This is a genomic window from Halorussus halophilus (assembly GCF_008831545.1).
Lineage (GTDB): Archaea > Halobacteriota > Halobacteria > Halobacteriales > Haladaptataceae > Halorussus > Halorussus halophilus.
Map to the genome: position 1 here is coordinate 2,748,937 of NZ_CP044523.1, position 24,371 is coordinate 2,773,307.

General features: G+C 57.7%; 12 protein-coding genes and 1 pseudogene. 7 read left to right on the plus strand and 6 right to left on the minus strand.

The features are described from left to right. Nucleotides 1-1,347 precede the first annotated feature (1,347 nt). The 3 genes from F7R90_RS13625 to F7R90_RS13635 all read left to right on the plus strand — a co-directional run bounded on the left by F7R90_RS13625 (nucleotide 1,348) and on the right by F7R90_RS13635 (nucleotide 11,080). Nucleotides 1,348-8,994, plus strand: a complete 7,647-nt coding sequence (locus F7R90_RS13625; protein ID WP_158057963.1) for a hypothetical protein — start codon at nucleotides 1,348-1,350, stop codon at nucleotides 8,992-8,994. 723 nt (nucleotides 8,995-9,717) lie between these two features. Then, nucleotides 9,718-9,954, plus strand: coding sequence for a hypothetical protein (locus tag F7R90_RS13630; RefSeq protein ID WP_158057964.1), 237 nt, complete (start codon nucleotides 9,718-9,720; stop codon nucleotides 9,952-9,954). 100 nt (nucleotides 9,955-10,054) lie between these two features. After that, nucleotides 10,055-11,080 carry a Cdc6/Cdc18 family protein gene (locus tag F7R90_RS13635; protein WP_158057965.1) on the plus strand — a complete coding sequence of 342 codons (1,026 nt, stop codon included), beginning with the start codon at nucleotides 10,055-10,057 and terminating at the stop codon, nucleotides 11,078-11,080. Between the two features lie 54 nt (nucleotides 11,081-11,134). Here F7R90_RS13635 and F7R90_RS13640 read toward each other — a convergent pair whose 3' ends face one another. Then, nucleotides 11,135-11,464, minus strand: a complete 330-nt coding sequence (locus F7R90_RS13640; RefSeq protein WP_192498316.1) for a HalOD1 output domain-containing protein — start codon at nucleotides 11,462-11,464, stop codon at nucleotides 11,135-11,137. Nucleotides 11,465-11,831: 367 nt separating this feature from the next. On the opposite strand from F7R90_RS13640, the gene F7R90_RS13645 reads away from it, so the two are divergent. The 3 genes and pseudogenes from F7R90_RS13645 (at nucleotide 11,832) to F7R90_RS13655 (ending at nucleotide 14,930) form a co-directional block, all read left to right on the plus strand. Beyond that, entirely contained in the window at nucleotides 11,832-12,530 is a 699-nt protein-coding gene (locus F7R90_RS13645; RefSeq protein WP_158057967.1) for a P-loop NTPase family protein, read from the plus strand. Further along, nucleotides 12,517-12,801 (plus strand): hypothetical protein, encoded by a 285-nt coding sequence (locus F7R90_RS13650; RefSeq protein ID WP_158057968.1) that lies wholly within the window; start codon nucleotides 12,517-12,519, stop codon nucleotides 12,799-12,801. Before F7R90_RS13645 ends, F7R90_RS13650 begins: the two co-directional genes overlap by 14 nt. A gap of 5 nt (nucleotides 12,802-12,806) precedes the next feature. Beyond that, nucleotides 12,807-14,930 (plus strand): annotated as a pseudogene (locus tag F7R90_RS13655) (type B DNA-directed DNA polymerase). Nucleotides 14,931-14,943: 13 nt separating this feature from the next. On the opposite strand, the gene F7R90_RS13660 reads toward F7R90_RS13655, so the two are convergent. Further along, nucleotides 14,944-17,124 carry a hypothetical protein gene (locus F7R90_RS13660; RefSeq protein ID WP_158057969.1) on the minus strand — a complete coding sequence of 727 codons (2,181 nt, stop codon included), beginning with the start codon at nucleotides 17,122-17,124 and terminating at the stop codon, nucleotides 14,944-14,946. A 126-nt stretch (nucleotides 17,125-17,250) separates the two neighbouring features. Continuing rightward, on the minus strand, nucleotides 17,251-17,958 hold the full coding sequence (locus F7R90_RS13665) for a hypothetical protein (RefSeq protein WP_158057970.1): 708 nt from the start codon (nucleotides 17,956-17,958) through the stop codon (nucleotides 17,251-17,253). Nucleotides 17,959-18,256: 298 nt separating this feature from the next. Between F7R90_RS13665 and F7R90_RS13670 the strand changes: the two genes are divergently transcribed. Then, on the plus strand, nucleotides 18,257-18,778 hold the full coding sequence (locus tag F7R90_RS13670; RefSeq protein WP_158057971.1) for a DUF21 domain-containing protein: 522 nt from the start codon (nucleotides 18,257-18,259) through the stop codon (nucleotides 18,776-18,778). Nucleotides 18,779-18,809: 31 nt separating this feature from the next. Here F7R90_RS13670 and F7R90_RS13675 read toward each other — a convergent pair whose 3' ends face one another. The 3 genes from F7R90_RS13675 to F7R90_RS13685 are packed head-to-tail and all read right to left on the minus strand — an operon-like array spanning nucleotide 18,810 to nucleotide 24,177. Continuing rightward, nucleotides 18,810-19,925, minus strand: a complete 1,116-nt coding sequence (locus F7R90_RS13675) for a site-2 protease family protein (RefSeq protein ID WP_158057972.1) — start codon at nucleotides 19,923-19,925, stop codon at nucleotides 18,810-18,812. A 55-nt stretch (nucleotides 19,926-19,980) separates the two neighbouring features. Next, nucleotides 19,981-22,485 (minus strand): efflux RND transporter permease subunit, encoded by a 2,505-nt coding sequence (locus F7R90_RS13680; RefSeq protein WP_158057973.1) that lies wholly within the window; start codon nucleotides 22,483-22,485, stop codon nucleotides 19,981-19,983. Next, entirely contained in the window at nucleotides 22,486-24,177 is a 1,692-nt protein-coding gene (locus F7R90_RS13685; RefSeq protein ID WP_158057974.1) for a COG1361 S-layer family protein, read from the minus strand. Between the last annotated feature and the right edge of the window lie 194 nt (nucleotides 24,178-24,371).

Genomic DNA, 24,371 nt, shown 5'->3' on the forward strand with positions numbered 1-24,371 from the left:
GTAGGAGTAAGCAGCTCGGCAGTTACAGCTCAGACGCACCATCCACCGAGTACGGACGAAAGAGCCGTTTAGAACGTGATATTCAGCCCTTCGAGATTGAGGTTCGAACCGCGTGCCTTAATTCCGCGAAACGCCCGATTTCACGGACGAATCCGGGGATGTTACGGCGAATTCGGATTCGGGGACCGGAACGAGGGAGCGATGTAATCTATGAGTATCTACCCCACAACAGCCAAACGCCCAAAGAACCCACGAAATAGGTGCCTACGCCCCACAAAACGTACTCCCCTACCATCTCATAACCGCCGCCCTCACATCAAAATCTCATCGTCCGAAATCAGAGAGTAACACACACTTTGCTCCGTTAATTCACCGGATTAGCGTCGGTTTGTATCCCTCGAAGAGTGTAGTATCCACGACTATTATCTGTCAGTATTCACCGAATTCGAAGAAGCCAGTCTCTCTCCGAAGTCCTTCAAGCACTTGATGTCCCGTTTGACAGGCTTGAAGATAGCTATCCAGAGTGGCATCCCGCATCCTTCTCCTTCTATAGCATGGTCGAACCTCGCCGCAGCGATCTGTTTCTGAACCATACGATACGTTTCAAGTAGTGGTGATTCTCGCATACTGCAAGGCGATCTAAAAGTACATCCCGCCGATTAGCGGTGATGAGAAAGCCACTCACGATAAACACCTCATATACGGGTTTCGTTGTTTTTAGGCACTCATGCCGTTGATTATCAGATATAATACCTATATAAAAATTTAAATCATGATGTTGGTATTATTGCTTCAATGAGTAGATTTGGGCAGATCTTATCGGTCTTCTTTGCAGTCCTCCTCATAAGCGCATCTGTCACTCCAGCCGTCTCCTTCTCACCAGATACATCGGCAACAGTCGAGACGCTGGTTGGCGAGCAAACCGATACCCACACGACAACAGATGAAACGCGACCAAAAGCCCTTAACCTCAAACAGGATGCAATAGATACCCTCACTAACGCCACTCTAACTGGAGCACCCAACAAACCGGGCAAGTCCAAACAAACTACTAGAACAACAGTTCAGAATAAGACCGCAACTGAGACGTTCCAAACTGCTACCACAACTTCGACAACTCAGACTACGATAGAACGGGGGAGAAAGCGTGGCAAAGGAAAGGGGAAGAAGAAGGGGAAAGGCAAGCAGAGGGGTCGTGGGCAGCAGGGGGAAAGCGGTGCAGCAAGCGCCAGCAAACCATCTGCCGACACGAACAGTCGAAATAGTGGTGTCAAGCAGAAGCGACTCAACACCCTGAACGCCACGCTTCCGAAGTTTATCGACGAGAACCGCATCGTCAATGCGAGCGTGTTCGAAGCGGACAAGCGAGTTGCTGCATCTGTCCAATCTCACGCACCGACAGTAACGCAACTCCTCGCTGATTCGGACAAACGACTCGCAGAAACTGCACTCGGTGACGCACGGCGCGTGCGAGAAACACTTCGACAACGAGGCATCGCCCACGACGATACGGCGGCCAGTGGCGAAATCCAGAACGCTTCTGCGGCACTCGACCGCGCCGAGAAATTACGAGCGAACGGCAACCCAGCCGGTGCAATCGCTCAGTACCGTGAAGCGTGGATTCACGCCCAACGAGCGCTCGACATCATGGACCGAGCGGTCGATCCCCGCGTCACCATCACCTCTCGGAGCGACCCTCGATACAATGGGTCGATTGAACGGACAATCCGGGGTCGCGTTTTCGACGTTCGCACGCACGACCTGACGAACGTCACGCTAACAGTCGATGGCGAACCGCGCGTCGTCGCCGTCTCCAGACCCACTAAACCGGGGTCGAACGCGACGTTCGTGGCGACCGTCTCACTCACCGACCGTCCTCACGAGATCATCGTGACTGCCACCGACCCCGGAACGAACCTCGGTGAGACGAAGACCACCGACTATCCGACTATCGTCCAACATGACAACGACACCCTCCAATTAGACCGCGACCGACTCCGAGACCACTTCGAACACCGGCGTGCTTATACGAATCCGCTCGATGCCAACAGCGACTCTAGTAAGACGATCGCAAACGAATCGGCGAATACGACGCCCGACGACCGCGAAGACTTCGATACAGACAACGCGACGAACTATCAGGAGCAGGGTGCAGATTCGGACCCACTCGATTCAGATACCGACGACGACCGTCTCCGTGACGGCTTCGAAATTCGATACGAGAACATTAGCCCCATCAATTCGGACACGGACGGAAATGGAACTTCTGACGCTCAAGAGGACCTCGAATCGGACGGCTTGACCAATATTCGTGAACAGAATTATAGCACGAATCCAAACGACCCAGACACCGATAACGACGGCCTCGAAGACGGTCCCGAAATAGATAGGTACGGGACCGAACCGCTCGACCCTGACACCGACGACGACCGACTCCTGGATGGACCCGAAGTCAACAAATACGGGACCGACCCGTTGGATAACGACACCGACGGTGAGGGCCTGAACGACAGTGAGGAGGTTCGACAGTACGGAACCGACCCACTCGATACGGACACCGACAGCGAAGGACTCAACGATAGCGCGGAAGTCCACGTCTACGGCACGGACCCCCTCGACAACGACACCGACAGTGACGGATTGAATGACAGCGAGGAAGTTCACATATATGGCACCGACCCGCTGAACGCCGACTCGGACGGCGACGGACTCGAAGATGGTCCCGAAGTCAATACTCACCAAACGAATCCGCTCAATCCTGACACAGATGGGGAAGGGCTCGAAGATGGACCAGAAGTCCATCAACACGAAACAGACCCCCTCGACCCAGACACCGACAATGAAGGATTGACTGACGCCGAAGAGGTCGAAGAGTTCGAAACGAACCCCCTCAAGCCAGACACTGATGACGACCGACTGTCTGACTCCCAGGAACTCTGGAAGCACGACACTGACCCACTCGCTGCGGACACCGACAAAGACCGTCTCGACGATGGTTCGGAGGTTCTGGACTACGGTACGGACCCGCTCGTAGTCGATACGGATAGCGATGGCCTCGAAGACGGCCCCGAAGTTCACGACCACGAGACGAAACCCCTGGTCGCGGACACGGACGGTGAAGGCCTACAGGACGGACCCGAAGTCCACGAATACAACACAGATCCACTGGATACTGACACTGATGACGACCGGTTGAACGACGCCGTCGAGATCCAAGAGTACGAGACAGACCCGCTTGACCCAGACACTGACGGGGACGCGATTCAGGACGGCAACGAGACAGTCGTCGAGATGGAGCCACTGTATCCGGACAGCGACTCCAGCCTTACCAACCCAGACGAGTCGAACAATGCCGTGCAGGATGGTGAGGAGGACCTCGACAGTGACGGTGCAACTAACAGCGAAGAGTTCGACGCGGCCATCGACCCACTCGACCCAGACACCGACGACGACCGACTCCGCGACGGCTTTGAGTTGCAATACAACTATCTTGACCCGCATCTCACCGATACTGATCGAGACAGGATTTCGGACGCAAGCGAAGACTTCGAAGACGACGGGTTAGACAACTACCGCGAACAATCACACGGGACACACCCCCACGAAGCGGATACCGACAATGACAACCTCAGCGACGGAGCTGAAGTAGACCAGTATGGGACCGAACCCACCAATCCTGATACCGACGGTGACGGTCTCACTGATGGCGAGGAAGTCAGAAAGTACGGAACGGAACCACTCGACGCTGATACGGACGGCGACGGACTCAGTGACGGTGCCGAGGTCCACGAGCAGAATACCAACCCGCTCGTCAGCGACACCGACGACGACGGACTCAGTGACGGCGCAGAGGTCAAACGGTACGCAACGAGTCCACTCAACCCTGACTCGGACAACGACAATCTGAAGGACGGCCTGGAAATCAAGGAACACGACACCGAACCGCTCGTTCCGGACACAGACGCCGACAATCTGACTGATGGTCCTGAAGTCCACAACTACAGCACGAACCCGCTCGTCGTGGACACCGACGGAGACAACGTTACTGACGGGCCTGAAGTCCACGAGTACGGCACCGACCCGACGAAGGCCGATACCGACACAGACAATCTGACCGACGGAATCGAAATCTGGAGATATGGGACGGACCCGCTCGACAACGACACTGACACCGACCAGTTGCTCGACGGACCGGAAATCGCCAACAAGACAGACCCATTCAACAACGACACCGACGACGATGGCCTCGAAGACGGACTGGAAGTCATCGAGTACGCGAGCGACCCGCTCAACCGAGACACAGATAACGACACGATTTGGGACGGTCCAGAAGTCCACGAGCATGGTACGGACCCGACGAACCCCGATACCGACGCCGACGCGTTGAACGACAGCACGGAGCTGAATAAGTCGAAGACTGACCCCACGATAGCAGACAGTAACTCGACACGGACGGCATCGGACGAGGCTGGCAACAACATCAGTGACGGAACGGAGGACTTCGATGCCGACGGGTTAGCGACCTACTACGAGTACGCGATAGGAACGGATCCGTTCGACAACGACACCGACGGTGATGGACTCGACGACGGCTACGAACTGCAGTACGAACTACTTGATCCCCGAACAGCCCATACGGACAACGACTCGATTGCTGACGGTCGTGAGGACTTCGACGGTGACGATCTCGACACGGAGCGCGAGCAGAAGCTCGGAACGCACCCAAACCGTTCGGACACCGACGGCGAAGGACTCTCGGACGCTGCAGAGATCGAAGAATACGGAACCGACCCACTGGTGATCGACACGGATGACGACGGCCTCAACGACAGCGAAGAACTCGACCTCCCGACCGACCCAACGGTCGCGGATACGGACGGTGACGGAATTCTCGACGGAAACGAGACGTTCACCACCGGGAAGACGGACAACGAGACTGGCGTTACGGTCAACGTGACTGGTGAAGGGAACGTTGCGGCGACGGTCTCGGTCAACAACAGTTCGAAAGCGATTCTAGAGACCGACAGTGTCCGGAACGTGAGCGCGTCAAACGTCTACGAGTTCGAAGCGAAAGCCAACTTCACGAACGCGAACATCACCCTCCCATACAACGAATCGAAGGTCGGGAACACGAACGAATCTGGGCTCGGCGCGTACCGATACAATGAGACGCTCCAAACGTTCGTGCCGGTGAACTCGACGGTGGACGCCGCGAACGACACCGTGACGGCTACGACACCGCACTTCTCCTCGTACACAGTCCTTGACTCCCAGAAGTGGGAATCACGATTCAACGAGTCACTCCCCTCGAAGTGGTCGAATACCGAGAACTTCAGCAATCTCAGCGACTGGCAGCGCACAGGTGACGTTTCCGCTCAGATTGACTCCACTGACAGTGTTAGCTCCTTCGCGCTCCGGAGCGACTCCGACGACAACGAGCGAAATTCGACTGTCGTTGTCGGGTCGGTGAACCGCTCGCTACGTAACGACACAGACTGGAAAGGAGACGCCAACAAAACCACCGAAAACGAATCACATAATGCTAGCTTTGCTCCGACCCTGCCGAGAGGCGGTGGTAGTTGTGGCGACGATGAATGCTCGACGACCACCGAGCAGACCACGGAGAAGGAAGTTACGACCCACGATTCGAAAGAGGATTCCGACGGCGATGGAACCTACGACCGAAACGACGACTGCCCAGGAAAGCCTGGTGAAGCGTCCGACGGCTGTTCCAAACACAGCGACAACGACGGAATCCGAGACTACGTCGACGATTGTGATACCAGAGAAGGAGAAGGCGACGGTTGTCCAACCGACACCGACGGAGACGGCTACAACGACTACTACGACGACTGTGACAACACGAAAGGCACCGACCAAGGCTGTGCCGAACACAGCGACAGTGACAGCACACAGGACTACTACGACGACTGTCCGACTGAACCAGGGATGGGCTCCGACGGCTGTCCCATCAACGACGACTCGGACGACACCAGAAACTACTACGACAGTTGCCCAGAATTCCCAGGCTGGAAATCTAACGGCTGTCCACGAAACTCGAGCCTCGAACGAACGGTTACACTCAGGGACGCAGACACCATCACTGTCGGTACGATTGCGAAGGCTAACGCCGTAAGCAAGCGGTCGATTGCAAAACTCGTTGTCATCGGACCGAACGACAACCGAGTCGAAGTCTACGGCGAAGAAAACACCGTCGAAGGATTCAGCACGGAGAATATCCGCAGCCGTAACTTAGGGGCACAAGCGGTCATCCCCGGCGGTGAAGGCGACAAAGCTGGTGGCTTCGAAGCAGTCGAACAAGACGTCTCGCAGTTCGCGGGCGAAAAGGTCACGATTAAGGTCGTGACTGTCGGCCGTGCGACGTTCGAAATCAACGCGCTCAAAATCGGGTACGACACCGACGGAGATGGCCTGTACGACGCTGTTGAGCGCGGTACCTGTGGGCTTCGAGATGGGACTGGCCAGTGTCTCGATACGGACCCAAGGTTAGCCGATACTGATGGCGATGGACTCAGTGACAGTTACGAAATTCGTGGACGCGAGAAAGTTCACGGACACGTCTACCAGCAGTTGTGGAGCAACCCGACTGTTCGGGATACAGACCAAGACGGGTTAGACGACGAGCAGGAAGTTCGAAACTCGTACCGTCTGAGTGTGACTCAGGACCGGCAAGCGTCTCTCACCTATCTCAACGCGCAGTCTCCCAGTGAAAAACAGGAGGCATTGACCCAGGATAGGGTGAAGACTGATCCACTCGAAGCTGACGGGGACGACGACGGTCTAACTGACCGAGAAGAGTGGCTCTACAAAACCGACCCGAAGGACCCTGACAGCGACGATGACGGACTCATCGACGGTCGAGAGCCTTCTATCGGCGCTGACCCGACACTCTTCGATTATCGGGCGCCGGATATTCGGTTAGCAAAAACTGGCTATCGGTCCCGTGAGAACGGAACGAAAATCGAGTACGTGCTGGTCTACTATGCGGTTGATCCAAGTACGGTGAAGAAAACCACCGTCACGAAAAACGGGAACCAAAAATATTCGAGTCGACCGTGGAAGTTCGTTAGTCGTCATAACGCCTCGTTTAGCGAACTGTACGGCGGTGGCGGGTTGTCTGGTGCGAAGGTCGAAATCACGGCGACAGACCGCCACGGAAATTCCGAAACTGCGGTCGGTCTCCGTCGCGCGAATGACTGTGGACTGAGTGCCAAGTCTCGAACTAGTTCGACTACTCGCTATTATTATGGGGCAATCAAGAACAGCTCTGATGGCGTGTTCGCCAATGGGTTTGGCGCATGTTCGGGCTTCCAAGCGAGCATCGGTAGCACTATTCAGTCGGTGAAGGCGTTCGCTGAGAACCCACTTGGCTTCATCACTGGACTTGTCTCGGTGATCGAACTGCTCGACGAGTCAGGGTTGCTAGACATGTTCATCAATGCGATGGCGGAGAGTCTCAAAGATAAACAGAAAACGAACAACCCCTATTCGAAAGGAACCAAGCATTATCAGGAGTACCGCCGAGCGTGGTACAGTGGCTATGCGGGTGGTTTCATCGTGAAGACACTCTACGGTGCGCAAGCCGCAAAAGCTCTCAAAGGGACGAAAACGGTCGAAGCGATAGAGGACTTCGCAAAATCCACTCGTGCTGGACAGACCGCGATGCGCATCAAGAGTCCATACGACCGTGGGAAAACTCGCGTCGCGGTAGGACTCGCACGCGGCGGGAAGAAAGCGACAGGACCAGTGCTTCGCCGGGCGAAATCGGCTGGCGCAACGTATCGGCTCTGGAGACTCTCACGGAAAGGTGACGTCGATACGGACGACCTCTCGAAAACCGAGCGCGACCGCGTAACCGACTATCTCGCCCGCCACGGCGACGAGGGTGCAACCACCCTGCGGTGGATGGACGACGAGGACTTCGACGCGCTGTTCAAGAAGGCGTGTGGCGGTGGCGTCGGGACCTTCGAGCGTGCTGGCGGTGGCTGTGCGGAGTTGAGCGAGGTCGAGCAGGACCAATATGAAGACGCCGTGATAGACGCGGATGTCGATGCGGAGCAGTTCGATGCACGGTTGGAGCGGTTAGACGTAAACGAAGGGTCTTCGAAGCGCGTCTACGCTCAGACTGGCAGATACGGCGTGGAAATGGCGAGCAGTCTGGATGACCGGGCATTCAAACAGTTCCACCAACTGGATGCTGACTCCCAGCGTGCGCTCGTTAATGCGTGGAGATCTGACAATGTCGATGTGTCCACGGGCGATGTGGAACTCGTCGTCAGAAGGTTAGACTCGCTTGACCTTTCTGAACGCAAAGCTGCCAACCAACTCCTTGCAGACACAGATGGGACTGGAGCCAAATTAATTGAAGAATTAGATCAAACTAGCCTCGAGCAACTGCTCCGACTTGATACAGCACATTCGCCAGAGGCCCGAGAAGTTCTTGCTGATAGGGTTGCTGATGGACAAATGACGGCGGACGAAGTGGGACAGTTTGCGAACGATGCTACGGAGGTTAAAGACGAAGACGGGTTCGAAAATGTCATTCAGGACATTGCTACGCAAGGAGTTAATGGCGATGTTGATGGTCCCATTTATGAAACGAGAGTCGCGGCCGAATACGGATCAGAGCGAGTTCGCCTTATGAGTCATGATGTGGGTAGTGAAGGTGAAATAGGTGAACTGGATATAGTGCTTGAAAACGGTGATGTGATAGAAGTCAAGAATTCTGAATGGTCCCAGTTAGGAAGGAGCCAATTTGACGATGTAGACAACAAAGTGGATGCAGTCACTGCCTATAAAAACAGCAATAGCAAACGTACACTAGATGGAACATCTATAACGTACGTCATTAAAGACTTTTCTGTGGGGTCGTCACGACAAAACGAATTTGCTTCACACTGGGAAGAAATAGTAAAAGATGAATACGGAGCGGAGATAGAGATTCAGTTCACAGAAGGTGCAGATAACACCTAACAGAGGAACAACAAATGGTACATGATTTCTTACAAGTGTGGTATCTATTCGAGGATGCATTTAACGAGAAGTTCGTAAAAGAGATACTCAAGAACTGCTTCGAAATTGGGTGTACGACGAAACAGAATGGCCGAACTGATATCGTTAAATATCATTCCGGTGACCTAGAAAGAGCTCCGAAGAATATCGAGACAGACTCGGCTATTAATAGACTAGCTTCAGATCAAGAGGGTGGCATCGAATTTTGGTATAAAGACATCCGATTTGACCTCAAATTGAATTGGGACGTACACCGGATACCGTCTACACCCCATTTTGGTCTCAAAATATCGTCCTCGCAATTCCGATCTCATACGGAAGGAGATAATTCGGATATAACGAAGCGAGTAATTCAATTTCTGGAAGTAGCGCGATCACTCGCTGAGATTTCGGATCCTGTCTACGCCTATGGTGCGGTCGAGGATTTCGATTCAGTCGACGTGGAACTCCCGGAAAAGACAATCGAATCGAGTTATCCGCGACGGCTATTCTGGTTCAATATCTTCTCAAAGCCAATGATCGATAAAATCGGCAAAGATCGACTGTTCTCTGCTCCAGCGTGGAAAATTGAAACGTTATCGACTGGTTCTGTGTTACTCGTCGTGAACGACAGACCACGGGGGTATAAAGACGAAGCGAATGAAATCGGACAACACCTTGATATTTTGGAGGACAAGTGAACGGATGCAAGTCAATATCTATACTCATGACCGATGCGGTCGCTGTGGCGACATCCTCCATGCACTCCAAGACAGGAATATCGAGTACCACGGCCATCAGTTCCCACCTGACGATTCCGATATCGATGCCCTCTCGGGTGACATGCCAGAACCAGTCCTCGTCGACGAGGAGCGAGCGCCTGAGGGCATCGTTGGGCACGACGAAATCCTTGAATGGATTGAGAACGAGTATGCGAATTAGCAGATAAATAGATCCCGAGACCCACTGTGTGCTACCCTTTCTGGAAGTTCCGGAAACGGGGCCTTCGTGTTTAAGTCCCAGCAACCTGATACCGCTACATATGATTACCGATGCTCGTGTCCTGCGCACCGGATTTGTCCCGAGCGAAGTCGAGCATCGAGACGCCGAGGTCACGCACCTCACCGAGATTCTGTCCCCACTCACGGACGGCAACCCCGCCGACACCACACTTCTGCTCGGGCCGTCTGGCGTCGGCAAAACCTGTTTGGCACAGTACACCGCTGAGAAACTCCGCGAACAGACCCTCGACGTGGAGTACCAGTATGTGAACTGCTGGCAGAACTTCTCCGAGTTCCGTACCCTCTACAGCATCCTCGAAGGCCTGGGCAAGACCGTCGATATTCACCGGCAATCGACGCCGCGCGACGAACTGTTCGACCGCCTCCGCCGATATGATGGCCCGCCAGTCGTCGTCATCTTAGACGAAGTGGACCAACTCGAAGACAAACGCTTGCTCTATCATCTTCACGAACTCCCGCAGTTCTCGATGCTACTGATAGCAAACCGCGAGGAAGAGTTGTTCGCCACCGCTGACGACCGCCTGACCAGTCGTCTACGAGGATGCGAGCGCGTCACGTTCGAGCGGTACCATCAGGACGAACTCGTGTCTATCCTCGACGCGCGGGCGAAAGCCGGATTGAAAGACGGCGTGATTCGAGAGCAGCAGCTTGCGAGAATCGCGGATGCCGCCGCTGGCGATGCCAGAGTCGCAATCAGTATCCTCCGGACAGCCGCCCGGCAAGCCCACCGTGAGTACGACGAGGGGATTACGAGCGAGGTCGTCGAATCCGCGATGCCGAAGGCCCGAGTAGAGCGCCACGAGAAAGACGTGGACACACTGACGCCCCACCAGCACACCATCTACGAGATTATCGAAGAATACGACGAGATTTCGCCGAGCGAACTGTACGAGGAGTACCAAGAGCGCATGGACGACCCGAAGTCTGACCGGACGGTTCGAAACTATCTCTCGAAGATGGATCAGTACGACGTAATCGAGGCCGTGGGGACGAGTCGAAATAGGACGTATCGATCGGTTTCGGAGACGTTCAGTGGGTTTGAGTGAACGAATCACTCTTCAGACGGGGCTATCGGTGGTTCGAATAGGGTGAGTGTTCAGTCACTCAGTCGTATTTTGACTGGGCTGGTAGAGCGTGACCGTCCCTTCGGACTGAACCCGAACGACGTACTTGTTGTACTCGAACCGAACCTCGCCTTCTGTGAGACGTGACGTATTATGCGCTTCCGTCTGAAAGAGCGCGTTCAGTGCGTCCGGGTCAACGAAGTTTGCAAGGGCGGGGAGTTCCGTCGGTTCAGTCTGCGTGAATGACGCGACACTACTGACGACCACGTCACTCACTCGTCTTGTTTCGGGGTTGAACGTCCGCTGGAGGCATGCTTCATCGGACGAGTCATCCGACTGTGTTGAGTGGGAGTTCTGGTTAGTCATAGTGTCTCCGTGAACTAGGGCGTACGATGGACGGTGAAGGTGCTGTCAGTTTGATGTCCGCTCCACAGCACCGAGAGTAGTCTCAGGAGAACGTCCACGCATACGTTCCCGGTCCACAGCATAACCAAGTGCGACATCCAGATAAGGGGACATATCACGGTGGTCTCGGCAGTGACCGAACGACTTACAAACGTCGTCCAAATGAAGTCGTTCGGTCTGCCAAGTCACGGTTCCGGCAACTTCCGGAAACGAATCAATTCCGGCACTTCAGCCCTTCTTTCGTACATCCGCAGGGAACGACATTTGTTCTGGAATTTCTGGAAGCCGCGCGCCGACGCTTAACCCGATACCCAGACAAACCGTATTTATGGGAGAGAGCCACCACACGTCGCCGGAACCGGAGCTGCCAGAATTACAGTCAGGAGTGCATCTTCTCGACATGGAGGGAGACGACCGAGTGACGGGACCACTTCATTCGCTCGTCCTCGATCACCTCTTACTAAACGATGGAAGTGCGGTGTGGGTTGACGCGGGCGGCCACGCAGTCACGCAGTCGCTTGCGTCGCTCGCGCCGAGTATGCGGACGCTCGACCGAATCCACGTCGCTCGCGGGTTTACGCCGCACCAGCACTATCGACTCGTTGAACGACTCCCAGAGCAGATTGACGAGGAGACGTCGCTCGTCGTCTGTCCCGAACTTGACCGCCTCTACCGTGAGACTGAGACCTACGCTGACGAAGGCGACGAGTTGATGCTCCGCGCGTTGGCGACGGTCGCGGGACTTGCTCGTCGTCACGACATTCCCGTCCTCGTGACGCGCTCGACGGCGGATTCGTTCTCAGACCCGCTTGCAGCGGCCAGCGACGAGACGATTACTGTCGAGCAGACGAAGTTCGGGCCACGCTTCTCCTCTGAGGAGTTCGAGACGCTCGTCTATCCGATGGGCAATGGCGTCGTCCAGACAACGATTGCGTTCTGGCAACGCGTACTGGAAGCCCGCCAGCCAGCATACGAGACGGCATCCACCGAGACACCGCAGGAGGTGGCTGTGAATGGGTCGTACTAATCCAACGTATCGTGACGTCCTGCGGTCGGTACACGACAACTGGGAGGACTACCGACGCGCACTCCGAAGACCGGACAAACAGCGATTCGACCGCTTGTTCGAGGACGCCCGACAGTTCGCTGACGCGGGCGGGTATCTGAACCCACAGAATCCGATGAACGCTATCTTGTTCTCGATCTGTCTCGCCCAAGAGCAGCGTATCGAGGACCTCGAAGCAGAACTGGAAGGCGAGCGCGCAGAGAGCCCGCCAGCGACGGAATCAGGCGCGTAGGACCGATGTCCTACAAAATCGATTTTCTCGACGGCGAAGTCGTAGCGTGGTCGCTGACCGACGACGGCGCGGTTGGCGAGCGCGTACTAGATTACACCCCGAGTTTCTACGTTGGTGTCGGCGACGGAGACGACGAGTCGCTTACGAACGCTCGGGACGTGCTTGAACAGTTTCCGACCGTCGTTCGAACAGCCTTCGAGGAGTGACGACCGGGGTTTCGACACGACCACGAACAGATGCTTCGCGTAGACGTGAGCGACATTGAGGAAGTGTCGCGGATGGCCCGCTGGGTGCACGAGTGGGGTGACCCCGGCGAGTACCGCTGCTATAATGTGGATTTCTCCCGGGAGTTCCGGTACTGCCTCGAAACCGATTGTTCACCACTCCCTTCTCGTGAACTCTCCACGCTCGCAATCGAAGGCCACGCTCACGAATTCAGCGACTCGGAGGTCGCACCACTAACAGTCGGCGGCGAACAGGTAGGCCGGTCGCCTGACGTGGCACTGCCGACTATCGCGGAACGCATCGAGCGCGCCGACCCGGACGTACTGGTTGTGGATTCAGCCCAACTTCTCGCAGAACTGCACCAGATAGCCAACCGCTTCGGCTATGACCTCCAACTCGGACGGCGACCGGGCTTCCAGCAACTCGCTGGCGAATCCACGTACACCAGCTACGGCCGGGTCGGGCATTCTGCCGCCCGATATAATGTGCCGGGCCGTGTGATTATCGACCGTTCGAACACGTTCTTCCTCGGCGAAACGAATCTTTCCGGGTGTTTGGACCTCGTCGAACGGTCTCGGAAGCCCCTGCAGGAGTTGGCGTGGGCGTCCATCGGGAACGTTCTCACTGCAATCCAGATTCGGGAGGCGCTCTCGCGGGACGTGCTGGTGCCGTGGCAGGCGTGGCGACCGGAGAAATTCAAGACGATGGGGCAACTCCACGAAGGCGACCGTGGCGGGTTCACGTTCGCACCGGACGTCGGCGTTCACGAGGAAGTCCACGAACTCGATTTTTCGTCGTTATATCCGAACATCATCTGCACGCGAAACATCTCCCCTGAGAAGATACGGTGTGAGTGCCACAGTGGGCGTGAGGACGTCCCCGGAATCGGCTATAGTCTCTGTGACGACCGGGGGTACTTGCCGGACGTACTCCAGCCGCTGATTGATGACCGCGACGAAACCAAGGCCGAGATTCGAGAGACCGAGGACGAAGAGCGATTGCGGGAGTTAGAGGGCCGGTCAGATGCGATTAAGTGGATTCTCGTCTCCTGTTTCGGCTATCAGGGGTTCAGTAATGCGAAGTTCGGGCGCATCGAGTGCCACGAAGCAATCAACGCGTTCGCACGCGAGATACTACTGGACGCAAAGCTGGCCTTAGAGCGCGGTGGGTGGCGTGTCGTGCATGGAATCGTGGACAGTATCTGGGTGACACCCCGCGAGGGCGACGACCAACGACCACTACGCGACCTCGCCACAGAGATCACCGACGATGTTGGGATTCGCTTGGAGTACGAGGCGGAGTACGAGTGGGTGGCGTTCGTGCCCATGCGGAACTCCAAGGCGGGCGCGCTGACGAAATACTTTGGGTCGCTCGCTGGCGACGATGGCGAGTACAAGTTTCGTGGGGTGGAGTGTCGCCAGCGAAGCACACCGCAGTTCATTGCCGAGGTACAACAGGAACTCATTGAGACGTTCGACGAGTACCGCTCACCGGAGGCAGTTTGTGATCGACTTCAACGCGCGCTCGAAGAGCTTCGAAGCGGTGAGGTTGACCCATTGGCCCTGGCGATTACGACGCGCACCTCAAAGCGCGTAGAGGAGTATCAGCAATCGACGCGAACGGTCGCGGCATTGGAACGAGCTTCGGACGGTGGCCGAGACTTGCACCCAGGCCAATCCGTGGAGTTTGTCGTGATAGATGACTCCAAACAGTCGCGTGAGCGCGTCGCGTTAGTGAATGAAACGGAGACGTACGACGCGGAATTCTACGCTGGAGAGTTGGTTCGGGCGGCCGAGAGCGTGTTGTCACCTCTTGGTTGGCGAGCAGAACGGATTCGTGAGTATATAGACGACCAAACGGATGCGAGTCTACGGAGTTTTGTGGGCCAGCAATCTGATGGCTGAACGAGAAACTGACTCAGGGAAGAAAGAGGGAACCGAGCAAATAATTCCTAACTGTTGTTTCTTCCTCCTCTTGGTCTACTTCACTTGTCGTTGTGGTTGATTCTGTAGTTGTGGTGGTTGTCGGCGTCTCCGTGGTTGTAGTTGGAGTCGTGGTTTCTGTCGTCGGGGCGGCTGGTGTTTCAGTAGCTGTCGTGGTTGTTGGGTCTTCCGCGGGTTCGTCTGTCGTCTCAGTAGTTTTAGTCGTTGTCTCGGATTCTGTTTCGGTTGTCCGCTCCGTGGTTATCGTCGCCGACTGAGCCAGAATTCCGGTAATCAATGCGGTTCCAATAGATCGGAGGATGGAAATGATGAAATCGGAGTAACTTCCAGAGTTAGGAAGCAGACTGATGATGTAGCTCACAAGAGTAGGAGCCACAGCTTCAAGTACCAATTGTAGCAGTCCCGGTGATTGTCCAAAGCCTTGGCTATCGACTGCAATAGTGATGGTGTACGTATCTCCGGCCTGGTCAATACTCTGTACCGCTGAGTTCGACACGGCTGCACTCTGTGGGGTAGCCATCGATTGAGCGTTAGCTACATCCTCCGTCGACCGAACGAGTTCTTCGCGAGTTATGTCTACGTCCCACCACCCATCTTCATTTTCATAGGTTACTGTTCCATCGTCGTAAACAGTAAGTGTAGCTCCAGTGCGACCATTCGAGAGCCGGATAGTTTGCGAGGAGTTCGTTTCAGAGACTACCTCCGCATCACTCGGTGCAAATTCATCGATGCTATTTCGGAGTTCGTCAACAGTCCACATCCACTGTTCACGAACCTCCTCGTGGGTCGGAGTTGCAACACTAACTGTTTCTTGACCGCCATAGCCAGAGGGATAGAAATCCCACAGAAGACGCTCATCATCACGCTCAGGCTGCCATGTGACAGTAAAGGTATGCTGTCCAGGCTGGAGCCGGTCTGGAGGACTATCTAGTGAATGCCCGGTCTCGAAATTGTTTGTCGCGAATATCACGATATCGTTCGGATTTGTATACCCGAACGTTACGTCGTACGTTGACTGTCCAGTCCGAGTAATCTGTTCAATGGATAACGATGGCTTCTGTGGCCGTGCGCGTTCGTCGCAAGCTTCTCTGTTAGGGTTTCTCTTCTGGATATCTGGGTTGCCATCAAACGATTTCTCCTTATAAAGTTCAACAGAATTAAGTACAACGTGATTTTCAAAGTCAGAGTCTTCTCCGTAGAGGTCAGCAAGACCGATAACAGTGTCTCCAGAAACCTCTCCGACACTATCGAGATTGGTCACTATTCCAGGAACATATCCGGACCAATAAATCATCACCTCTTGGTAATCACCCACGACACGAGCGGTTGTGCAATCGATGAACTCGATTGCCTTTGAAGGGTCGTCTGCACCGTCGTCAGACCCTAGGTCATCAGGATTGACCTGTTCTCCGTTGAGGTACACTTGGGCACCTCCATCAATCTCAAAAGAAACGATGTCACCCGAGAAACGGTACGCGTCGCCGCCCCCAGCGACCGCACCTCTTGCGGTCTGTCCCGAGATTCGGTCTCCCTCTCGGCCGGGTGTATCGTCATTGAACGAAACGTATCGATCTGCAATAGGCGCACCCCCACTCTCTGAACTTGGTTCGATCTCTCCGCTGACGCTGAATTCGTAGTAGATCACGTTGCTACCGCCTCCACCGAAGATGACGATGTGATTCGGGAGTGATGTTCCGTCTCCCGGAATGCCTTTTGGATACTCCCTATTCATCGCGCATGCAGACTGTCTCTCCCCATTCAGCCAGACATTGAATTGACCGCAGTTGGTCGAGTCGAATGACTCAAGTTGTCCTGAGAAAACGTACGCATCGACTCCACCCTGTGTTGCACCTCGAACGAGTTTCCCATCATATTCGTCTGGATTGCTGATTTGGTCGTCTGCGTCCTTCGTAACTACACTAGGCGAAAACAGCCCGCCCGTGTCAACAGTTTTTATTATATCACCGGAAATAGCGAATTCGTATTCGACGCGGACGACACTGGAGCTATTGAGAACAAGCAGTTGCAACTCGTTTTGGGCAAGAGTAGCATCTATCTCCGAGGCAAGTGATTGATTGGTAATCCCATATCCTAATGCGAGAGTGCCGGTTGCAGCGAGCAGATGTCGTCGGGATATTTTGTTTTTTGAACCCATACCACGCGGCCATACACAATTACATAACTAATAATCATTAGGATTTGTGCTCTGTTGGAGAGAATGGTGAGATAGTATTAGGAGAAGAATCAAATGATAGCAGCAAACTGGTCAAAAATATAGCTACTAACTCAATGAGTCTGGTCCCTGTTCTGCGTGTTCGCGGAATTTCACGAGGAATGGCGCGAGTCCGTCTCGGGAGGGCGTGTCGCGGGCGACGAGTCGCAGTCCTTCGCCGAAACTGCCGGTGAGGGTGGACTTGTTCAGCACCTTTCGAAAGGCGACGGCCGTCTCGCCGTAGGCTTCCTCGCGGTCGGCGACTTTCCGGAGCATGGCCGCGCCGTCGTCGCTTCCGGAGGAGAGTGCGTGGAGGTACCGGACTGCGCCGGGGAGCGTGCGGTCGATGTTGGATTGGCGGGCGTCGGCGGCCCACTTCAGGTAGAGTCCGCTCACGCGAACGGTGGCGTACTTGCCGAGGAGTCCAGCGACGGTAGCGACGGCGAGCGCGAGATAGGTTCGGGGGACGCTGGGGAGCGACACGGTGTTGAGAATCGGCGTGCCGCGGTGGAGAAATTCGACCGCCGTCGAGAGCGTGGGTTCGGGGACGGTGAGCGTGAGGGTGGCCATCCATCCTGCGGTGAGCGCGAAGACGACCCACGAGAGGCCGTAGGTGCGCGAGAGGTAGACGTCGAAACTCGCGGTCACGTCGGTGGCGCGGTAGCGTTTGCGGTCGCCGTCGTGGCGGGTGCGGTCGGCGTGGCGCGAAAAGAGCGCGTAGAGGACTCTGTCGAGGACTGGAAGTCCTCGGTTCGACGCTCCGACGCTGGTACTCATCGCTGCACCCCGACGACTCTGCGTAGCATAAATCCGAGTTGTCACGGTATATAATTTAAATGTATTGGAAGCGAGATGCTGCGACGGGACGGGGGATCTCCAACGTCTCACGCGGTGCGAGCGAGGATGAGTTTCGTGAGGTACTCATCGCAACGTCTTAGGCGTCAGGATGAATCCAACGGTGCCCCACTGCGGCGGGAGAGTTGGTGTGGGCGGCACCGGCAGTCCCTCCTCTCGACTTCCGGCAAGGAGGACGCCTAAAGAGGGGGTTCATTGTCTCGGGCTCTCGAGGACGACCATGGCTTCACTCAGCGTCACTGTCCTCGGCGTCGGCGCCATCGTCGTTCTCGTCGGGTTGAGCGCGTTCTTCTCGAGCAGCGAGACGGCCATCTTCACCCTCTCCGAATCGGAGCGCTCGGAGCTGGACGCCTCGCTCGAAGAGCGGGCGGAGATGCTCCGGGAACTCCGCAGCGACCCCCACCGCTTGCTGGTGACGATTCTGGTCGGCAACAACGTGGTCAACGTCGCCATCGCCAGCATCACGACCGCGCTGTTGATCGAAGTTATTCCCACGGGCAGCGCGGTCTCCGTTGCGACAGTGCTGGCCAGTTTCGTCGTGCTGGTGTTCGGCGAGATCGTCCCAAAAGCGTACGGACTCGGCCACGCCAAGCGGTGGGCGCTCCGGGTTGCCCGTCCCCTCTCGGTCGTCGAGTTGGTACTGTACCCGCTGGTCGCCGTCTTCGATTTCCTCACGCGCCGGCTGAACGCGCGCATCGGCGGCGAACCCGAGATAGAGCATTCCTACGACGGGACGGAGTGACCCGCGGAATAGAGTCGCTTCGCCCGCGGGGTTAGCGGCGGATGCTCATCGCGTTGGCATAGTCGGCCTGTGTCAGGACGCCGACGAGTCCGTCGGCGCCTTCGACGATGGCGTTCGAGCGACCGGCCTGGTTCAACTGGATCAGCGCGTCGAAGGCGTCGGCGCTCGAGTCGAATCGCGGCGCGTCCTGCATGATTTCCTCGACCCGCGTCGTCTCTCGGTCCTCGCGTTTGACCTTCCGAAGGTCCTCGAGGGTGACGAGGCCGACGACCGCGCCACCGTGGTCGGTCACGAGGTGGACCGGTCGGCGCTCTCGCAGCAACTGGGCGCCGAAATCTTCGACCGTCGCTGTCGCGGGAACGGTCGCAGGGTCGGAAGAGACGATGTCGCCGACCGTGATCCCTTCAAGCAGTTCGTCGAGGAGGACGGTGCGCGACTCCGTCGTCGCGGCCCCGTAAATGAACAGCGCCAACAGCAGCATGATTATCTGGAAGTTGAGCGCCCCGACGACGGCGAAGAGGAACGCGAACGCGACACCGACGCGAGATGCGATGCGTGTCGCCGCGCCGTACGGTCGGTCGCGCGCCAGCAGCGCCCGCAGTACTCGGCCACCGTCCATCGGAAACGCGGGGAGAAGGTTGAACGCGGCCAGCGTGACGTTCGAGATGGCGAGCCAGCCGACGACGAATCTCGAGGCCTGGAGGGTCTCGGGGGCGACGAGGAGCCCCGCGTAACAGACCGCGGCGACGAGGAGGCTCGAGATGGGGCCGGCGATAGCGATCCAGAACTCGCGGTTCCACTCTCTGGGAATCGTCTTCAACGACGCGAGGCCGCCGAGGATCCAGAGCGTAATCGACTCGATCTCGATGCCGTAGCGGAGCGCGACCCAAGAGTGGCCGAGTTCGTGGATGGTCACGCTCACGAACAGGCCGACCGCCGCCGCGGCGCCGATGACCCACGGCGTCGCCCCCGCCCGGAGGCTGGCCGGGTCGAACCCGCGGCCGGTCAGCCCCTCGATGAGCCCGGCGTACAGTTCGATCTGCTGACCGCTCCCGATCAACCACGCTAGTATCGGGAGGAAGACAAGTAGCGACGTGTTTATGCGGATCGGAATGTCCCAGACCTCGGTAATCTCGTAGTTTCGCATTCGTCGTGACATTCGGCGGCGGACACTTAGTTCTCAAGTCCGAGGCGAGAGCGACCTACTTCGGCGGACTGCCCGGTGCGCCGTTGACCGGACGATTACCGTCCATTTTCCCCGTCCACCGCGCCCAGACAACAATAATCGAAGGCGTCACGAACAGCGCGGTGAGATACGAGTAGAAGATACTCAGCGCGGTCACGAGACCGAACTGGCCCAGCACTGGCGTAATCGCCAAGACCAACACCGCGGTCCCCGCAGTCGTCGTGAGCATGCTCCCCGTGAGCGCGCCGCCGGTTCCCCGGACAGTCGCGGCGAGCGCGTCGAAGACGCTGACTCCTTCCTCGAACTCGTCGGTGAAGCGCTGGACGACGTGCGCGGAGTAGTCTACGCCGAGGCCGAGCGCGATGGCCAGCACTGTCGCGGTGAGGGCGTTGAACGGGATGTCGAGTAGGCGCATGGTTCCGGCGAGCAGTGCGACGGCGACGACGATGGGGAAGAGGTTGATGAGTCCGTAGGCCGCCTGTCCGACGAGGAGTCGATAGAGGACAAGCAGGAAGAGCGCGGTCAGCGCGAGCGCCGTCACGAGGCTTCGGATGGCGGACGCGAAGATGGTGTCGGCGATAGCTTGGAACACCACGATTTCGCCGGTCGCGACCGCGTCGAATCGGTAGCGGTCGGCGACGCGACGAGCGTCCCGCGTGACGACGGCAGGTTCGGCGTCGCTCTTGGTGGAGTAGACGACCTGCGTACTCCGGAAGTCCTCGGTGATGTACTGGAGCGCTCGGTCTCGCGCTGGCGAGGAGAGCAATCGTTCGTAAATCAGTTGGAGGTCGTCGTCGGGGACGCCGTTGGCGTTGCGGTCGTTGCGCGCGACGAGGCGGTCGAACGACTCCGATTGCTCGCTGTACTGGCGGATGACGGTGACGATGCTCTGGGCCTCTGCCTGCCGGTCGGTGACGAGGAACGAATCTGGTGGGTTCTGACTCGCGTGCTGGATAGATTCCAGTGCGTAGTCTTCGCGTAACGGCCCTCTGACGTAGACAGTCACCGTGTCGGCTTCGCCGGATTCGAAGTTGTCCTGCAGGAAGTTGGTGAGTTCCGTGACCGTGTACGTCTCCGGCGCGAACGGTTCCGGGAGAACCTCCAGATAGGGCGGTGTCTCCTCGGGCGGGAGGAAGTCCTCGTTCGAGAACGACGTGTCGATGCCGGTCGCGTAGGAGCCCGAGACGACCGTCAACAGGAGCGAAACCACGACGACAGCGGTGGCACCGCGTCGAGCGAGCGTGACACTCCCCGAGAGGAGTCTGCCCAGTGGCGAGTCAGCCTCGCCGAGCGGTCGCTCGCCGAAGGATGGAATCGGGAGCCGACGCCGGAAGTCGTCGCTCGCCACCTTCGCCGCCGGGAGGAAGACGCCGAAGATGAGAAACGTGAAGACGATGCCGATAGCCGCGACGACGCCGAACTCTCGAATCGGTTGGAGGCGACTCGTCGCGTTCGACCCGAACCCGAAGACGGTGGTCCCCGTGACGATGAAGAACGCCACGAGCAGTTGGTCGGTCGCTCGACGCATCGACGGTTTCACGCCCGTGCCGGTGACGCGCTCTTCCCGGTAGCGGTTGATGACGTGGATGCCGTAGTCGATGCCGACCGCGAGCAATAGCGGCGGAACTGCCACCAGCAATTGCGTGAACGGAATGCCGACGAGGCCGGTGAACCCGAGCGTCCAGACGATGGTCATCACGAGCGAGACGACGCCGAGGACGAGGTCGAACGGGTCGCGGTACGCGAACAACAGGAAGACGAAGATGAGAACCGAGGCGGCTGGAATCACCAGTAGCAGCGAGTCGAAGGTGACGCTCGCCAGTTCAGCGGTGAGGATGCCAGCGCCGAACACCCGAATGTTGCTCTCGACAGACTCGACGACTCCCTGCGAGCGCAACTGTATCTGTGCGAGCGGGTCCGTCTCTGGGTCGGCTTCCGCACCGACGTCTTGGGAGACGCCGCCCGGAATGCGATGCTCGACGAGACCGATGGTCGCCGACGCTGACGCGGCACGCGGGTTGAAGTCTTTGCTGAGGAGTGCTCGGAAGAACGGGTTCTGCGCCGCCTCTCTCACTGCTTGCTCGATTTCCGTGTCTGTCGCTCGCTCCAGTACGCGAATCTGGGCTTCGAGCGTGGTCGCGTTCGGGTCGAGGGTGCGAGCGACGATGCTTGCGGCGCTCGTGGTCGAGGCGACCCGCAGTTCCTCTCGCTGTTCGAGGCGCTGCATCGCGGTCAGCATCGCTACCAGCTCCGGTTTCGAGAGGACGTTCCGGCCCGACTGGACGAGTTGGGTCGTCCCATTGTCGGCCTCGAACGGTTGGGTGAACTCGCGGTTGACGGCGTCGAACGCTTCCTGTGCGGGGTTGTCTTCGGTGAACTGACTCGTCCCCGCTTCCGTTGAGACTTGCGTCAGACCGAATCCGAAGACGGCGGTGGCCAGAAGGAAGACGACCAGTACCGTCTTCGACCGCTCGACTATCCACGCGTCCAGCCAGTCGATGACTCGCTGGTAGTCGGCCACTCATCGCCACCTCCGGATGGCGACGAGGACGACGGCGACGAGACCGAGGAGGACGGCGGCCCCGAGGATGGGCAGGTCGATAGTTTCGAGGAACGAGAAGAGCCCGTCTCGCTCGGGCTGAACGACCCGTATCGGCAGTTCGTACGTGTCCGAGAGCCGCTTCTCGCCGTCGGGCGTCTCGTACTGGAAGTCGAGGGTCAACGGGTAGGTGCCTGCGAGCGCGCCAGCGTCCGCGCTGACGCGGAACGAGATGTTCGTCGTCTCGTTCGGTGCCAACCGAGTCACGAACGCCTGATTGTCGTCGAGCGAGAGCGGGCTATCGACGAACGAGCGAGCGTCGATACTCCGGAGAATCCGGTCGTCGTTGTTCGTGATTCGGAGCGTCACTTCTGCCGACGACCCCGCTTCGACCGTCACCCGTATCGGTTCGACGACGAACTCGTCGCGTCGCTCTCGGACGAGTACCTGCGCGGTGAGCGGGTCGCTTCGCAGGCTGTCCCCGTCTCGGTTCCGATATCTGACGAAGAGCGAGAGCTGTCGCGGCCCACGGTCGGCGCTGTCGCTCACGTCGATTCGGAACCGGAACCGCTCGGATTGCCCTCGTTCGAGCGTCCCGAGGGCGTACTCCCGCTCGCGTGGGAAGAACGTGTCACTCCGAGACCGAAGGACGAGTACGGCGTCCCGCGCGACTGCCGGGCCCTGATTGGTGAGCGTGCCGCTGACGGTGCCTTCGTCGCCGACGCGGAGCGTGCTGGTGACGTTACTGAACGCGAACGACTGTTCGGGCGCCGGGACGACGCCGAACACCTTCGACGTACTCCGCTGGCGACTGCCGTTCGCCAGGTACGACACGGAGACGACGAACGGATAGCTTCCGCCGAGCGTGTCGTTGCTCGTCCGCACGCGATAGTCGAAGGTTATCGATTCGCTGCTCGACCACTCGCCGACGAACTGACTCGCGTTGCGCCGCCGTCCAAATCGAAGTTGGTCGTTGAGAGACCGAAGGGTGACGACGGCGTCCCGCACGTCTGGACCAGTGTTTTCGATTGTCACCGAGATGGTTCCCGTCTCGCCTGCCTGTGCGTCGGAGGCGATTCGCGTGACTTCGAACCGGTCGAGTTGGATTCGCTGGGACGGTTGCACGTCGAAGATGTACGGCCCTGCCCGTTGCCGGGTGCCGTTCGCGGCGGTGTATCTGACGAACGCCATGAACGGATACGTCCGGACCTCGGCGAACTCCTCGACCAAGAGGTCGAACGTGACCGTTCGCCGCTCGCCGCCGACCCACTCACCGAGCGACCGACGGGCACTCTGGGACGGGCCGAACCTGACACTCTCGTTCGGCGACTGGACGACGACGCTCGCGTTCGACACGGTCTCGCCGACGTTCCGGAACGTGAGTGACAGACTGCCGGTGCCATCGACGGGCGCGTTCGTGCTGGTCGAGACGAGTACGAAGTCGCTCGTGGAACCAGTCAGCGTCGTACCGCCTCGCTGGGTAGTCGGCGGTGAGCGAGTCGTCTCCCCGTCAATCGTCGGCGAACTGGTCGGCGGCAAGTCGGTCGTCGCGGTTTGCTGTTCGACCCTCGGAGCGACCGACTCGCTCTCGGCGACAGCGAACGCGGCCGACGAGACCAACAACAGTGCCACCACGACCACGACGAACGACCGCCGGGACGTGCGTCGCGTCACGAACCCCCTCGCGTATCGGACAACGTCACGTGTTTCTCCCCCAACAGTGTCACGAGACCGTCGCTCGTATAACTTTGGCCCGAAGTCGGCCACCCGGCACGGAGTGACGAACCGTTCGCCGGTGAACATCGAATGCGACTGAGACGAATGTTAGTCGAGCGCGACAGCAACCGTCAGTATTTTAAGATATTTTC

Bases quoted from the DNA above. Each gene is read 5' to 3' on its own strand.
- F7R90_RS13650 (WP_158057968.1), top strand. From the start codon at position 12,517: ATGGGTCGTACTAATCCAACGTATCGTGACGTCCTGCGGTCGGTACAC.
- F7R90_RS13630 (WP_158057964.1), top strand. From the start codon at position 9,718: ATGCAAGTCAATATCTATACTCATGACCGATGCGGTCGCTGTGGCGAC.
- F7R90_RS13640 (WP_192498316.1), bottom strand. From the start codon at position 11,464: ATGACTAACCAGAACTCCCACTCAACACAGTCGGATGACTCGTCCGAT.
- F7R90_RS13675 (WP_158057972.1), bottom strand. From the start codon at position 19,925: ATGCGAAACTACGAGATTACCGAGGTCTGGGACATTCCGATCCGCATA.
- F7R90_RS13635 (WP_158057965.1), top strand. From the start codon at position 10,055: ATGATTACCGATGCTCGTGTCCTGCGCACCGGATTTGTCCCGAGCGAA.
- F7R90_RS13670 (WP_158057971.1), top strand. From the start codon at position 18,257: ATGGCTTCACTCAGCGTCACTGTCCTCGGCGTCGGCGCCATCGTCGTT.
- F7R90_RS13665 (WP_158057970.1), bottom strand. From the start codon at position 17,958: ATGAGTACCAGCGTCGGAGCGTCGAACCGAGGACTTCCAGTCCTCGAC.
- F7R90_RS13660 (WP_158057969.1), bottom strand. From the start codon at position 17,124: ATGGGTTCAAAAAACAAAATATCCCGACGACATCTGCTCGCTGCAACC.
- F7R90_RS13645 (WP_158057967.1), top strand. From the start codon at position 11,832: ATGGGAGAGAGCCACCACACGTCGCCGGAACCGGAGCTGCCAGAATTA.